Origin of the sequence: Nonomuraea montanisoli, from assembly GCF_013363975.1 — a bacterium.
GTDB lineage: Bacteria > Actinomycetota > Actinomycetes > Streptosporangiales > Streptosporangiaceae > Nonomuraea > Nonomuraea montanisoli.
The window spans coordinates 1-13,895 of record NZ_JABWGN010000002.1; the positions used below are offsets into that span (position 1 = coordinate 1).

Annotated in this window: 10 protein-coding genes and 2 rRNA genes; all 12 read left to right on the top strand. The window is 71.5% G+C overall.

Annotation, left to right across the window (positions count from 1 at the left end; all coding sequences use genetic code 11):
• Positions 1–122, top strand: a 23S ribosomal RNA gene (locus HTZ77_RS03535); the annotation flags it as partial.
• 84 nt (positions 123–206) lie between these two features.
• Positions 207–323, top strand: a 5S ribosomal RNA gene (gene rrf / locus HTZ77_RS03540).
• 506 nt (positions 324–829) lie between these two features.
• Positions 830–2,119 (top strand): bifunctional folylpolyglutamate synthase/dihydrofolate synthase, encoded by a 1,290-nt coding sequence (locus HTZ77_RS03545; RefSeq protein WP_175587992.1) that lies wholly within the window; start codon positions 830–832, stop codon positions 2,117–2,119.
• The gene (locus tag HTZ77_RS03550) at positions 2,119–2,484 is read left to right on the top strand and encodes a DUF4233 domain-containing protein (protein ID WP_205302067.1); all 366 of its coding nucleotides are present in this window, start codon (positions 2,119–2,121) and stop codon (positions 2,482–2,484) included. The genes HTZ77_RS03545 and HTZ77_RS03550 overlap by 1 nt, the downstream gene beginning before the upstream one ends.
• Before the next feature lie 11 nt (positions 2,485–2,495).
• Positions 2,496–4,901 carry a hypothetical protein gene (locus HTZ77_RS03555; protein WP_175587993.1) on the top strand — a complete coding sequence of 802 codons (2,406 nt, stop codon included), beginning with the start codon at positions 2,496–2,498 and terminating at the stop codon, positions 4,899–4,901.
• A 531-nt stretch (positions 4,902–5,432) separates the two neighbouring features.
• A complete protein-coding gene (gene ndk, locus HTZ77_RS03560; RefSeq protein WP_080046153.1) occupies positions 5,433–5,843 on the top strand; it encodes a nucleoside-diphosphate kinase in 411 nt (136 codons plus the stop codon).
• Positions 5,844–6,120: 277 nt separating this feature from the next.
• Positions 6,121–7,152 (top strand): rod shape-determining protein, encoded by a 1,032-nt coding sequence (mreB, locus tag HTZ77_RS03565; RefSeq protein WP_175587994.1) that lies wholly within the window; start codon positions 6,121–6,123, stop codon positions 7,150–7,152.
• A gap of 13 nt (positions 7,153–7,165) precedes the next feature.
• Positions 7,166–8,044: a rod shape-determining protein MreC gene (gene mreC / locus HTZ77_RS03570; protein ID WP_175587995.1), complete on the top strand. Its 879-nt coding sequence runs from the start codon at positions 7,166–7,168 to the stop codon at positions 8,042–8,044.
• Positions 8,041–8,505, top strand: a complete 465-nt coding sequence (gene mreD, locus HTZ77_RS03575) for a rod shape-determining protein MreD (protein ID WP_175587996.1) — start codon at positions 8,041–8,043, stop codon at positions 8,503–8,505. Before mreC ends, mreD begins: the two co-directional genes overlap by 4 nt.
• Positions 8,502–10,544: a penicillin-binding protein 2 gene (mrdA, locus tag HTZ77_RS03580; protein ID WP_175587997.1), complete on the top strand. Its 2,043-nt coding sequence runs from the start codon at positions 8,502–8,504 to the stop codon at positions 10,542–10,544. Before mreD ends, mrdA begins: the two co-directional genes overlap by 4 nt.
• A gap of 49 nt (positions 10,545–10,593) precedes the next feature.
• Positions 10,594–11,763 (top strand): rod shape-determining protein RodA, encoded by a 1,170-nt coding sequence (rodA, locus tag HTZ77_RS03585; protein ID WP_175587998.1) that lies wholly within the window; start codon positions 10,594–10,596, stop codon positions 11,761–11,763.
• Positions 11,764–11,821: 58 nt separating this feature from the next.
• The gene (locus HTZ77_RS03590) at positions 11,822–13,732 is read left to right on the top strand and encodes a TIGR03960 family B12-binding radical SAM protein (RefSeq protein ID WP_175587999.1); all 1,911 of its coding nucleotides are present in this window, start codon (positions 11,822–11,824) and stop codon (positions 13,730–13,732) included.
• Positions 13,733–13,895 lie beyond the last annotated feature (163 nt).

Sequence of the window (13,895 nt, forward strand, 5' to 3'; positions counted from 1 at the left end):
ATGAGGTCTCCCACCCTGTGAGGGGGTAAGGCTCCCGGTAGACGACCGGGTTGATAGGCCGGAGGTGGAAGCGCGGTAACGTGTGGAGCTGACCGGTACTAATAGGCCGAGGACTTGACCACAAAGCAAGCTTTTTTGAGCGTTTTGCTCGCGTCCACTAGGCAATTCTGAGACAGCAAGCGGTGTGCTTGTGTGTTTCGGAGGGTTACGGCGGTTATGGCGGGAAGGAAACACCCGGTTACATTCCGAACCCGGAAGTTAAGCTTCCCAGCGCCGATGGTACTGCACTCGGGAGGGTGTGGGAGAGTAGGTCACCGCCGGACAATCTTTGTTTGACAGGTAAGGGCTCCATCCGGAGCTTCTCAGGGCCAGGGTTGGCTTTGGGGAGTGGAGGATGGGGCCCTTTCTTGCGTTGTGGGGGTGTTTTGAGGGGCCGGCCCGCGTCTCGTGGGCGGTGGGTCCTTCTGGCGGGCACTCGTATTGTCTGGCGGGTGCTCAGATGCGTGGCACAGGCTGGTGCGCGTGCGCGTGCGCGTGCGCGTGCGTGCGCACGTCGTGCATCGTGCGTCGTGCGTCGTGCGTCGTGCGTCGTGCGTCGTGCGTCGTGCGTCGTGCGGCCCACGCTAATGCGTGCGTGCTCTTGTGCAGTGTTCACATTCGCTCCCCAAGGTCTGGCGGAGATCCTCGGCCCTCAGGCGCGCCTCACTCTCCGGCCGCGCCCCTTCATCCAGACCCCTTCCGGCCGCCGTCCTCGCTGGGCCTGTCCCGGACCGGTCGGGGCGCTCAGTAGGGTTGAGGGGTGGACTACCGTGCTGTTGAACGCGCGATCATGGACCGAGGCGTCGAATGGGACTTCGAGCCCACGCTCGACCGTATCGCCGCCCTGCTCGACCTGCTCGGCTCGCCTCAGCGGGCGTACCCGGTCATTCACATAGCGGGCACCAACGGCAAGACCAGTACGGCCCGCCTGACCGAGGCGCTGCTCCGCGAGCGCAACCTCCGCGTCGGCCGCTTCACCAGCCCGCATCTCGTCTCGATGCGCGAGCGCATCACCGTGGACGGCGAGCCGCTGAGCGAGGAGCGCTTCGCGCAGGTCTACGAGGAGATCATCCCGTACGTCGAGCTGACCGACACGCAGGGCCGCCGCATCCAGTTCTTCGAGCTGCTGACGGCCATGGCGTTCGCGGCCTTCGCCGACACCCCGGTCGACGTCGCCGTGATCGAGGCCGGCATGGGCGGGTCCTGGGACGCGACGAACGTCGCCGACGGCACCGTCGCCGTCATCACCCCCATCTCCCTCGACCACACCGACCGGCTGGGCCCCGACATCCCGAGCATCGCCGGTGAGAAGGCCGGCATCCTCAAGCCCGGCGCCACCGCCATCCTCGCCCAGCAGGAGCTGGAGGCGGCCGAGGTGCTCATGCGCCGGGCCGGCGAGGTGGGCGCGGTCGTGGCGCGCGAGGGCCTGGAGTTCGGCGTGCTGGCCCGCGAGGTGGCGATCGGCGGCCAGCTCCTGACCCTGCGCGGCCTCAAGGGCGTCTACGACGAGGTGTACCTGCCGCTCTACGGCGCCCACCAGGCGAGCAACGCCGTCACCGCGCTGGCCGCCGTCGAGGCGCTCACGGGCGGCGACGAGCCGCTGGACACGGACCTGGTACGCCAGGCGTTCGCGCAGGCGTCGTCACCGGGACGGCTGGAGGTCCTCCGCCGCAACCCGACCGTGGTGGTCGACGCGGCGCACAACCCCGGCGGCATGCAGGCCACGCTCGACGCGCTGCACGAAGCGTTCGACTTCGCCAAGGTCGTCGGCGTCGTCGCCGCCATGGGCGACAAGGACGTCGACACCATGCTGGAGCTCCTGGAGCCCATGCTGGAAGAGATCATCGTCACCCGCAATTCCTCGCCCAGGTCGATGGCGCCCGAGGAGCTGGCGCGGCTGGCGGTGGCCGTCTTCGGCGAGGACCGCGTGCACGTCGTCGAGCGCCTCGACGACGCCATCGACAGGGGCATCGGCATCGCCGACGCCGAGGGTGAGTTCAGCGGCACGGGCGTGCTGATCACCGGGTCCGTGGTCACCGCCGGCGACGCCCGCCACCTGCTGCGGGCGGAGGGCGAGTGATGGCCGGGGGCGGGAAGGGCCTGCTGAGCTTCGAGGTGACGCCCGGCATGCGCCGGCTCGGGTCCAGTGTGCTCGGCATGGAGGCCATCGTCGCCGGGCTGGTCACGCCCGTCGCGATCGCCGTGAACGGCGTGCGGCCCCCGCTGGCCGTCACGGCCGGCATCGGCCTGGCCGTGCTGTGCGTGGTGGCGGCCGGGCTGCTGAAGAAGCCGATCGGGTACGTACTGGGCAGCCTGGTCCAGGTGATCGCCATCGCGACGGGGTTCCTGGTCCCGGCCATGTTCTTCCTCGGGGCGATCTTCCTGGCGCTGTGGATCACCGCGATATTCGTCGCTCGCCGTGTCGAAGGCGTGACTTCCCGCTAAAGTCGGCCAACATGGCCGTCCCCCCGATTCAACGGACCCCGAACCAGCCGGCCACGGGATCCGACCCCGGCACCACCCACCCGTGGTTCCTCGACATCGTGCTGGCGTTGCTCATCGTGGCCGCGCTGCCCCTGGCGATCGTCGCCATCCCCAACACCGTCTCCGTCGTCGGCGACCTGCTGCCGCCAGGGTTCGACCGGCTCGGGCTCATGCGCGCGCACGGTCTCGCCCTGCCGGCGATGATGTTGACGGTCCCGCTCGCCTCCGTGGCGCTGGGCAGGGTGAGGGTCGCCTACATCCTGGTCGCCGGGCTGGCGCTGCTGGCCGTGGCCGACGCCGCCGGCGGCTACGCGGGTTCGACGTTCCTCGTCGGCGTGCTGCGCGTCCTCCACGGTGTGGGCGCCGGGCTGCTGCTCCCCGCCACGCTGGTGGCCGCCTGGGAGCGCCCGGCGGTGCTGCGCGCCATCTGGTCGGGGGTGCTGGCGCTCAGCCTGCTCAGCGCCCAGGCGCTGGCCCTGTGGCCGCTCGACGGCGTGAGCGACTGGAAGGTGACGCTCCAGCCGTATCCCATGCTGACCGGCGCCGCGCTGGTGCTGGCCGCCGCCTACCTGGTGCTGTGGCTGCTGTACGGCCGGCGGCCCGCGCCGCGGCCCCAGCCGCGCGAGCGCAGCAGGCTGCTGCTGGCGACCATGCCCGCGGCGGGCATCGCGATCGTGGCCATCAGCACCGCGAGCGAGGACTGGCGGCCCAACATCGTGATCGTGGTCGCCGTGCTCGCGGTGGGAGCGCTTCTGGCGCTCGCCTCCATCGGCGTCCCGGAGGCGCGTTCGCTCGCTTACGCGATGGTCGCCGTCGGCGCCGTGCTGCTGCCGAGCATCGCGCAGGTGACGTACGTCGAGATGGGCGGGCTCGGCGGACCCGGCCTGAAGGGACTGTGGGGGCCGTTCGGCGTGGCGGGCGGCCTGGCCGTGGCCGCGGCGGTGCTGGTGCGGCTGTTCGTCCGGCGCGAGGCGACCTGGCCGGCGCCGCTCGGGCTGCTGTCGATGGTGGTGGGCCTGTGCTCGGTGCGGGTCGTGGTGCCGGCGGCCGACGGGCGGGTGCTGGTCGTGCCCTTCACGCTGCTGGCGGTGGGCGCGGCCGTGGCCCTGACGGCGTCGCTGCGGCGTGCCGGGGTGGGGGCCGCGCTGTTCGGGCTGGCGCTGTGCTTCCCCGGCGTGCTGGCGGGCTACCTGCTCGGCAGCGGGGTGCAGATGGCGATGCTGCGCGGGGTGAGCACGCCGCAGCAGCTCGTGGACCGGTTCGTGGGGGCGCTGCACCTGTGGGCGCTCATCGGCGGGTTCCTGGTGGTGGCGGTGATCGTGCTGGCCGCGCTGCTGTCGCGACGTGGGCCCGGGGCCGAGATGGTGGGCGTCGAGGAGGGGCCCGACGGGCCTTCCGGCGGTGGGCGTTCCGGCGATGCCGATGCCGATGCCGAGGACGGTGTTGATCGCGAGGGCGGCTCGGTGGGTGGCTCCTCCGGCGGGCGGGTGGAGGTCTCTCCTGGTGCGCGTTCGGAAGCGGGAGAGGTCGCCCGTCCTGGCGGCGGATCGGGTGCCGGTGGTTCTGCTGCGACCGCCGGGGCGGACGGCTTGATCAGCGGTGACCGGGCGACGGCCGGTGGCGGATCGGGTGCGGCCGGCGCGGGGAACGGCTCCGGGGGGCTCGGTAACGGGGCCCTGGGCGCGTTCGAGGCTTCGAGTGAGGGGATGAGCAGGGGAGACGGCGCTGAGCGTCGTGAGAAGGCTCTCAGGGGCGTGGGCGGGAGACGTGGCGGGTCTTCGCCGGGTGCCGGGGGCGACGTGACCGCCGGGGACGACGGGAACGCCGGGAGGCACGCGACCGCAGCGAGTGGGGCGACGGCGGTGGGTGACGCGACCGCTGTGAGTGGGGCGGCGTGGGTGGGTGACCCGAGCGCTGTGAGTGGGGCGGCGGGGGTGGGTGACCCGAGCGCTGTGAGTGACCCGACGGCGATGCATGACGCGACCGCTATGAGTGACGCGACCGCGCCGAGTGACGCGGCTTCGGTCGGTGGCGCGACGGCGGCGGGTTATGCCGCCGCGAGGGGTGACGCGAACGTGGTGGGGGAGGGAGCCGAGGTCGGCGACGACGACGCCCCTACCGGGGCGATTCCCCGAGTGCCCGCCTCCACGGCCAACGGGCGCTCCCCGCGGAAGGGGAGCGTTCCGGCGCAGACGCCCTCGCCGGGGCCCGCCGACGGGTCGGGAGCCTTCGGGGAGCGCCGGACGGCGTCGGGCGGGGACGCGGGGAAGCGCCGCCGGCGGGCTTCGGCGGCGGACGACGCGGAGGCGGGGGCCACCGAGCGCCTTCCGGCGGTTCCCCCGCAGGCCGCCTCGCCCGAGGACGGCTCCCAAGAGTGACCTCGCCCCGGCGTCCCAGGAGCGACCCCGCCCCGGGCTCCCAGGAGTGACCCGCTTCGGGCCTCAGAAGTGAGCCCGCCCCGAGTAACCAGGGTGAGCCTGCCCCGGGCTCCCCGGAGTGACCCTGCCCTGAGTAACCAGGGTGAGCCTGCCCCGGACTCCCGGAGTGAGCCTGCCCCGGGCTCCCAGGAGAGCCTTCCGGGTCTCCGGAGCGGGCTCGTCCCGAGTAGCCAGGAGTGGACCCGCTTCGGGCCCCCGGAGTGAGCCTGCCCCGAGCAACCAGGAGTGGCCCCGCCCCGGGCTCCCAGAAGAGCCTCCCGGGCTCCCGGGGTGAGCTCGTCCCGAGTAGCCGGAGTGAGACCGTCGCGGACTCCCTGGCGTGCGGCGCGGGGGAGGCGTCCCGGGGACGGTAAGCTGAGCCGCAGCTACAGCGACGCGAGGTCGTCCGTGCCGCGGAGCGCTCCCGGCGGAGTCATCCGGCGTCCGTAGCCGCATCCGCGACCCCCAGACCTGTTCAAAGGAGAACCTCAAGTGTCCGAGCGCACTCTTGTCCTGATCAAGCCCGACGGGGTGAAGCGCGGCCTCATCGGTGACGTGATCGCCCGCGTGGAGCGCAAGGGCCTCAAGGTCGTCGCGATGGACCTGCGCACCCTCGACGCCGACACCGCCAAGGCCCACTACGCCGAGCACTCCGAGCGGCCGTTCTTCGGCGAGCTCGTCGAGTTCATCACCTCCGGCCCGCTCGTCGCCATGGTGCTGGAGGGCCCGCGCGCGGTCGAGGCGTTCCGCGCCCTGGCCGGGCTCACCGACCCGGTGAAGTCGGCTCCCGGCACGATCCGCGGCGACCACGCCCTGGAGATCGGCGAGAACGTCGTCCACGGCTCCGACTCGCCCGAGTCCGCCGCCCGCGAGATCAAGATCTTCTTCCCGGACCGCTTCTAGGAGCGCCGGAAGGGGCGCGTCTCTGCCGCGTCCCTTCTGTCCGGATTCGTGAGTGCCCGCCATGGCCCCGTGCCAGGCGGGCATTTCGCTTTTCTGATCGTCAAACGGGGCACTCTCCGCTTTTACCGGAAACCGGGCAAAAGGTGCTTGGCGGAGAGACGGCAGGATTTTTGTGGGGCGCGCGGGCTCGTTGCGTCCGGCGGTGGGTACGTCACGTTACGATTCGAATTCGCTCCGTAGCGATTGGCGTACGACATTACGGAAGGCTCCGTTCCCCATGGGCAGCAAGCTCGCGTTTCTCGGCCGGGACATGGCGGTCGACCTGGGCACCGCCAACACGCTGGTGTACGTGCGGGGCCGAGGCATCGTCCTCAACGAGCCGTCGGTCGTCGCCATCAACACCTCCACGGGCAAGATCGTGGCAGTCGGCATCGAGGCCAAGCGGATGATCGGCCGCACGCCCGGCCACATCGTCGCGGTACGGCCGCTCAAGGACGGCGTGATCGCCGACTTCGACGTGACGGAGCGGATGCTGCGCTACTTCATCCAGCGGGTGCACAAGCGCCGCCACTTCGCCAAGCCGCGCGTGATCATCGCCGTGCCGAGCGGGATCACGAGCGTGGAGCAGCGGGCGGTGAAGGAGGCCGGCTACCAGGCGGGGGCGCGCAAGGTCTACATCGTCGAGGAGCCGATGGCGGCCGCGATCGGCGCGGGGCTGCCGGTCCACGAGCCCACCGGCAACATGGTCGTCGACATCGGCGGCGGCACCACCGAGGTGGCGATCATCTCGATGGGCGGCGTGGTGACGAGCCAGTCGATCAGGATCGGCGGCGACGAGCTCGACCAGGCGGTGATCACGTTCGCCAAGAAGGAGTACTCGCTCATGCTGGGCGAGCGCACCGCCGAGGAGATCAAGATGGCGATCGGCTCGGCCTGGCCCACCGAGGAGGAGGCGCACGCCGAGATCCGCGGCCGCGACCTGGTGACGGGCCTGCCGAAGACGGTCGTCGTGTCGGGCGAGGAGGTCCGCAGGGCGACCGAGGAGCCGGTCGGGTCCATCGTCGACGCGGTCAAGTCCACGCTCGACCGGTGCCCGCCGGAGCTGGCCGGCGACCTGATGGACCGCGGCATCGCGCTGACCGGCGGCGGCGCCCTGCTCAAGGGCATGGAGGAGCGGATCAGGGCCGAGACGGGCATGCCCGTCCACCTCGTCGACAACGCCCTCGACTCGGTCGCGCTCGGCTCGGGCCGGTGCGTGGAGGAGTTCGAGGAGCTGCAGCAGGTGCTCGTGCCGGAATCCCGCCGTTGAGGGGGGACGTCTGATGAGGGACACCCGCCGCGCGCGGATCATCCTCGGCACGCTGCTGGCGATCGCCCTGGTCGCGCTGACCGTCGACCGCCGCGCCGGCGACGGCTCGCCGTTCGTGCCGGTGCGCGCGGCCGGGGCGTGGATGTTCGGCGCGGTCGAGGGCGCCGCCGGGGTCGTGTCCCGGCCGCTGACCGGCTTCGTCCAGGCGGTCGTCACCGCGCCCGGCGCGCAGGACGAACTCAAGCGGCTGCGCGCCGAGAACGCCCGGCTGCGCTCGGGTCTGATCGCGAGCAGGCTCGACGCCGACAGGTCCGCGGAGCTGAAGCGGATGCTCGGCACGGCCGGCCGCGGCGGCTACACGGTCGTGACCGGCAACGTGATCGCCCGGCGCGGCAATCCCGGCTTCGAGGACGCCGTCCAGCTCGACATCGGCGCCGATGACGGGGTGCGTCCGGAGATGACCGTGATGAACGCCGACGGGCTGGTGGGCCGGGTCGTGCAGGCCGGCGCCCGCACGTCCACGGTGCTGCTCATCAGCGACCGGGCCTCGGCCACGGGCGCCCGGCTGGAGGGCGGCCAGGAGATCGGCGTCGTCCACGGGGTGGGCGAGAACGGGCGTCTGGTGCAGTTCAAGCTGCTCGACGCGACCGCGCCGATGGCGCCGGGCGGGCGCATCGTGAGCTTCGGGTCGCAGCACGGCCGGCCGTACGTGCCGGGGCTGCCGGTGGGGGTGATCGAACGGGTGGAGGCGACGCCGGGCGAGCTCACGCGGGTCGCGTTCGCGCGGCCGTACGCGGATCTGACGGCGCTGGACGTGGTGGGGGTGGTCGTGCGCGGACCGGGTCGTGACCCGCGTGACGCCGTGCTGCCGCCGAAGGAGGGAGCACGATGACGGCTCTGCTGGTCGTGCCGCTCGCGGTGCTGGTGCAGGTGATCCTGGTCAACCGGGTGCCGCTGCCGGGAGGCGGCTCGCCCGACCTGGTGCTGCTGGCCGTGACGGGCGTGGCGATGACGAGGGGGCCCGTGACCGGAGCGGTGATCGGGTTCTGCGCGGGGCTGCTGGTGGACGTGATGCCGCCGGCCGCCCACCTGATGGGCCTGTACGCGTTCACGCTGGCGGTCATCGGCTACGTCGCCGGGCGCGGGCTCGGCACGCCCGTGACGACCGTCATGCTGTGCGTGCTGCTCGGGCCGCTGCTGGCCGCCGGGCTCGGCGGGCTGATCTCCGATCCGCGGGTCGACGTCGACACCTTCACCGACCAGGTGCCGCTGACCATCGCCTACACGTTCTTCCTGTCGCCCCTCGTCATGTGGTGGGCCGCCCGCTCCGGCGAGCCGGGGTACGCGACATGATCCGGATGCGGTCCCGGCTGTTCCTGCTGCACGTGCTCGTCCTGAGCCTGCTCGTGGTGCTGGCCGTACGGCTGTGGCAGGTGCAGGTGGTGCGCGGGCAGGAGTTCGTGACCAGGGCGACCGAGACGAGGACGCGCACGGTGATCGAGCCCGCGGTGCGCGGCCAGATCCTCGACTCCTCCGGCCGCCCGCTGGTGCGCAACCAGACGGCGCTGGTGGTGTCGGTCGACCGGACCGCGCTGGCGCGCACGCCCGACGGCGGCAGGTCGGTGCTGCGCAAGCTCAGCGCCGTGCTCGGCACGCCGGTCAAGAAGCTCAAGGAGCGCATCCGCCCGTGCGGGCCCGGCGTCTCGCAGCCGTGCTGGACGGGCTCGCCGTACCAGCCGGTGCCCGTCGAGCAGAAGGCCGACACCCGCCAGGCGCTGCAGATCCTCGAACGCCAGGAGGACTTCCCCGGCGTCAGCGCCGAGATCCAGTCGGTGCGGCAGTACCCCGGCGGCCAGGCGGGCGCGCAGATGCTCGGCTACCTGCAGCCGGTCACCGAGGCCGAGCTGGAGAAGCGCGCCGGGCTCAAGGCCGCCTACTCCGGCGTCGACCTCGCCGGGCGCGACGGCCTGGAGGAGGTCTACGACGAGGCGCTGCGCGGCAAGCCGGGGATGCGCCGCGTGCAGGTGGACCGGATGGGCAAGGCGATCGGCGTCGAGCAGCAGGTACGGCCGGTCAGCGGCGACAACCTGATCACCAGCATCGACGCCCGCGTGCAGGCCGTGGCCGAGCGGGCCCTGGCCAGGGCGATGCACAACGCGCCGAAGGCCGACGGCGGCGCGGCCGTGGTGCTCGACGCGCGCACGTCGCGGGTGCTGGCACTGGCCAGCGCGCCCAGCTACGACCCGGCCGTGTGGGCGGGCGGCATCTCGGCGAGCGGCTACCAGCGGCTGCTGTCGCCGAAGTCGGGCATGCCGCTGGTGTCGCGGGCGATCAACGGGCAGTTCGCGCCCGGCTCGACGTTCAAGGTGTCGTCGGTCACGTCGATGCTGCGGGCCGGGTATCCGCTGAACGGCACCTACGACTGCCCCGGCTCGTACATGGTGGGCGACCGGGCGTTCAACAACTTCCACGGCATCGGGCTCGGCCCGATGAACCTGCACACCGCGCTGGTCAAGTCGTGCGACACGATCTTCTACCGGGCGGCGTACGAGCAGTACCTGCGCGACGGCGGGCGCAACCCCAAGAAGAAGCCGCGCGAGATCTTCGCCAACACGGCCCGGGCCTTCGGCTTCGGCCGCCCCACGGGCATCGACCTGCCCGGCGAGTCGTCCGGCCGCATCCCCGACCGCCGCTGGAAGAAGGAGATGTGGACCCTGACCAGCGGCACCAACTGCCGCCGCGCGCAGACCGGCTACCCCGAGGTGACCGACCGGGCGCGGGCCGACTTCCTCAAGCGGCTGGCCTCCGAGAACTGCGCCGAGGGCTTCATCCTGCGGCCCGGCGACTCGGCCAACTTCTCCATCGGCCAGGGCGACGTGCTGGTGACGCCGCTGCAGCTCGCCCGGGCGTACGCGGCGCTGGTCAACGACGGCAAGCTGCGCAGCCCGCGCATCGGCTGGGCGCGGGTGCGGCCGGACGGCACGCTGGTCGAGACGTACGACGTGCCGGTGGTCGGCAAGCTGCCGCTCAGCGAGAAGGAGCGCCTCTACATCAAGAACGCGCTCAGCGAGGTGGCCTCCGACGGAACGGCCGCCGGCGCGTTCGCCGGATTCCCCATGGACAAGGTGCGCATCGGCGGCAAGACCGGTACCGCGGAGGTGTGGGGCAAGGAGGACACCTCCTGGTTCGCCTCGTTCGCGCCGACCAACGACCCGCGGTTCGTGGTGGTGGCCATGGTGTCGCAGGGCGGCATGGGCGCGCAGACCGCGGCGCCGGCCGTACGGGAGATCTACGAGGGCATCTACGGGATCAAGGGCAAGGCGGCCCTGCCGGGCGGCAGACCGGTGGCCAGGCTGCCGAGGTTCGCGCCCGACGGAACGGTGGCGCGGTAGACGCCCCACCCGGGGCTGGTGGTGACGGCGGGGCAAGGGCGGAGGGGCGATGGCGGAGCGCGTGCTGAGAAGCGGCCGGCGCGGCTACGGCCGCAGGATGGTGGGCGCGCAGTCGTCGCTGTGGCGGCTCGACGGCGTCCTGCTGGTCGCGGTGGCCGCGCTGAGCGTCATCGGCACCCTGCTGGTGTGGTCGTCCACCCGCACGTGGGCGCCCGGCTCGACCGGCCTGGTCAAGAAGCACATGCTCAACCTCGGCATCGGGGTGGTGCTGTGCGCCATGACGACCGCGATCGACCACCGGGCCATGCGCGCGTACGCGCCGCTGGTGTTCCTGCTCAGCCTGGTGGGGCTCGGGCTGGTGATCTCGCCGCTCGGCGCGACGATCAACGGCTCGCACTCGTGGATCCTGCTGGGCGGCGGCTTCGCGGTGCAGCCGTCGGAGTTCGCCAAGCTCGGGCTGCTGCTGATCCTGGCGATGCTGCTGGCGCAGCCGGCCGAGGGCAGCGACCGCCCGCGCACGTTCGACATCGTGCTGGCGCTGTGCGTGGCGGCGCTGACCATGGGCATGGTGATGCTCCAGCCGGACCTCGGCACGGCGCTGGTGCTCGCCGTGATCACCGCCGCGGCGCTGATCATCGGCGGGGTGCGCAAGCGGTGGATCGTGGGGCTGACGCTCGTGGCGGCGACCGGGGTGTTCCTGGTGTTCCGGCTGCACCTGCTGGAGGCGTACCAGATCGCGCGCTTCACCGCGTTCCTCGATCCGGGCGTCGACCCGCGCGGCGTCGGCTACAACAGCACGCAGTCGCTCATCGCGATCGGCTCCGGCCAGCTGTTCGGCAAGGGCTGGCTGCACGGCGGGCAGACAACGGGGAGGTTCGTGCCGGAGCAGCACACCGACTTCATCTTCACGGTCGCGGGGGAGGAGTTCGGCTTCCTCGGCTCGGTGACCATCGTGCTGCTGCTCGGCGTGGTGCTGCTGCGGGGGCTGCGGATCGCCCGGCAGTGCGACGACCGGTTCGGCACGCTGGTGGCGGGCACGATCGTGTGCTGGTTCGCGTTCCAGACGTTCGTCAACATCGGGATGACCATCGGGATCATGCCCATCACCGGGCTGCCGCTGCCGTTCGTCTCGTACGGCGGCACCGCGACCTTCGCCAACCTCATCGCGGTGGGGCTGCTCCAGTCGATCAGGATCCGCGAGCAGCAGCAGTACGCCTGACCGCGCCGGGCATACCACACCGGGACGGGCCGCTCCCGCGCGCCGCTACCCTGGTCGTATGTCTGTCGAGTCGATTTTCCACCGCCTGGAAGCGCTGCTGCCCAAGGTGCAGAAGCCCATCCAGTACGTCGGGGGTGAGCTCAACTCGACCGTGAAGGACTGGGACGACGCCGACGTGCGCTGGGCGCTGATGTACCCGGACGCCTATGAGGTCGGCCTGCCCAACCAGGGCGTCGCGATCCTCTACGAGATCCTCAACGAGCTGCCCGCCACCCTGGCCGAGCGCACCTACGCCGTCTGGCCCGACCTCGAGGCGCTCATGCGCGCCGAGGGCGTGCCCCAGTTCACCGTCGACGCCCACCGCCCGGTGCGCGCCTTCGACGTGCTCGGCGTGTCGTTCTCCACCGAGCTCGGCTACACCAACATGCTGACCGCCCTCGACCTGGCCGGCATCCCGATGCTGGCGGTCGACCGCGACGACGACGACCCGATCGTGCTCGCCGGCGGCCACGCCGCCTTCAACCCCGAGCCGATCGCCGACTTCCTCGACGCGGCCGTGCTCGGCGACGGCGAGCAGATCGCCATCGCCATCAGCGAGGTCATCCGCGAGTGGAAGGCCGAGGGCCGCCCCGGCGGCCGCGACGAGCTGCTCATGCGCCTGGCCGAGTCGGGCGGCGTCTACGTGCCCAAGTTCTACGACGTCGACTACCACCCCGACGGGCGCATCAAGCGGGTGGCGCCCAACCGCGCCGACGTCCCGTGGCGCGTCCACAAGCACACGGTCATGGACCTCGACGAGTGGCCCTACCCGAAGAAGCCGCTGGTGCCGCTCGCCGAGACCGTCCACGAGCGGTTCAGCGTGGAGATCTTCCGCGGCTGCACGCGCGGCTGCCGCTTCTGCCAGGCCGGCATGATCACGCGTCCGGTGCGCGAGCGGTCCATCACCACGATCGGCGCCATGGTCGACAACGGCATCAAGGAGTCCGGCTTCAACGAGGTCGGCCTGCTGTCGCTGTCGTCGGCCGACCACTCCGAGATCGCCGACGTCGCCAAGGGCCTGGCCGACCGCTATGAGGGCACCAACACCTCGCTGTCGCTGCCCTCCACCCGGGTCGACGCGTTCAACATCGACCTGGCCAACGAGTTCTCCCGCAACGGGCGGCGCTCCGGGCTCACCTTCGCGCCCGAGGGCGGGTCCGAGCGCATGCGCAAGGTGATCAACAAGATGGTCACCGAGGAAGACCTCATCCGCACCGTCACCACCGCCTACTCCCAGGGCTGGCGACAGGTGAAGCTGTACTTCATGTGCGGGCTGCCCACCGAGACCGACGAGGACGTGCTCGGCATCGCCGACCTGGCCAAGAAGGTCATCAAGGCCGGGCGGGAGATCACCGGCTCGCGCGACATCCGCTGCACCGTGTCCATCGGCGGCTTCGTGCCCAAGCCGCACACGCCGTTCCAGTGGGCCGGCCAGGCCGACCACGAGACCGTCGACCGGCGGCTCAAGACGCTGCGCGACTCGCTGCGCGGCGACAAGGAGTTCGGCCGGGCCATCGGCTACCGCTACCACGACGGCAAGCCGTCCATCGTCGAGGGCCTGCTCTCGCGCGGTGACCGGCGGGTCGGCGCGGTCATCAGGGCCGTCTGGGAGGACGGCGGGCGCTTCGACGGCTGGAGCGAGCACTTCTCCTACCAGCGCTGGATGGCCGCCGCCGAGAAGGCCGGCGTCGACGTCGACTGGTACACCACGCGCGAGCGCGAGGAGAACGAGGTCCTTCCGTGGGACCACCTCGACGCCGGGCTCGACCGCGAATGGCTCTGGCAGGACTGGCAGGAGGCCGTCTCCGGCGCCGAGGTCGAGGACTGCCGCTGGACGCCGTGCTACGACTGCGGGGTCTGCCCGACCATGGGCACCGAGATCCAGATCGGCCCGACGGGGCGCAAGCTCCTTCCGCTCACGGTCGTCTAGGACGTCGTTCCTGAACGGCCCGGTGTCCGGCGCCGTCGCCGTTCCGGAGCGTTGAGTGCGCGGGCCGTGCCTCGCCGTACATGATCCTGAGTCGATCAGGCGTCAGGGCGGCTTATTCTGAAACGAAGGAACTCTGACACGGGAAGGACGACAAAGCTCTGAA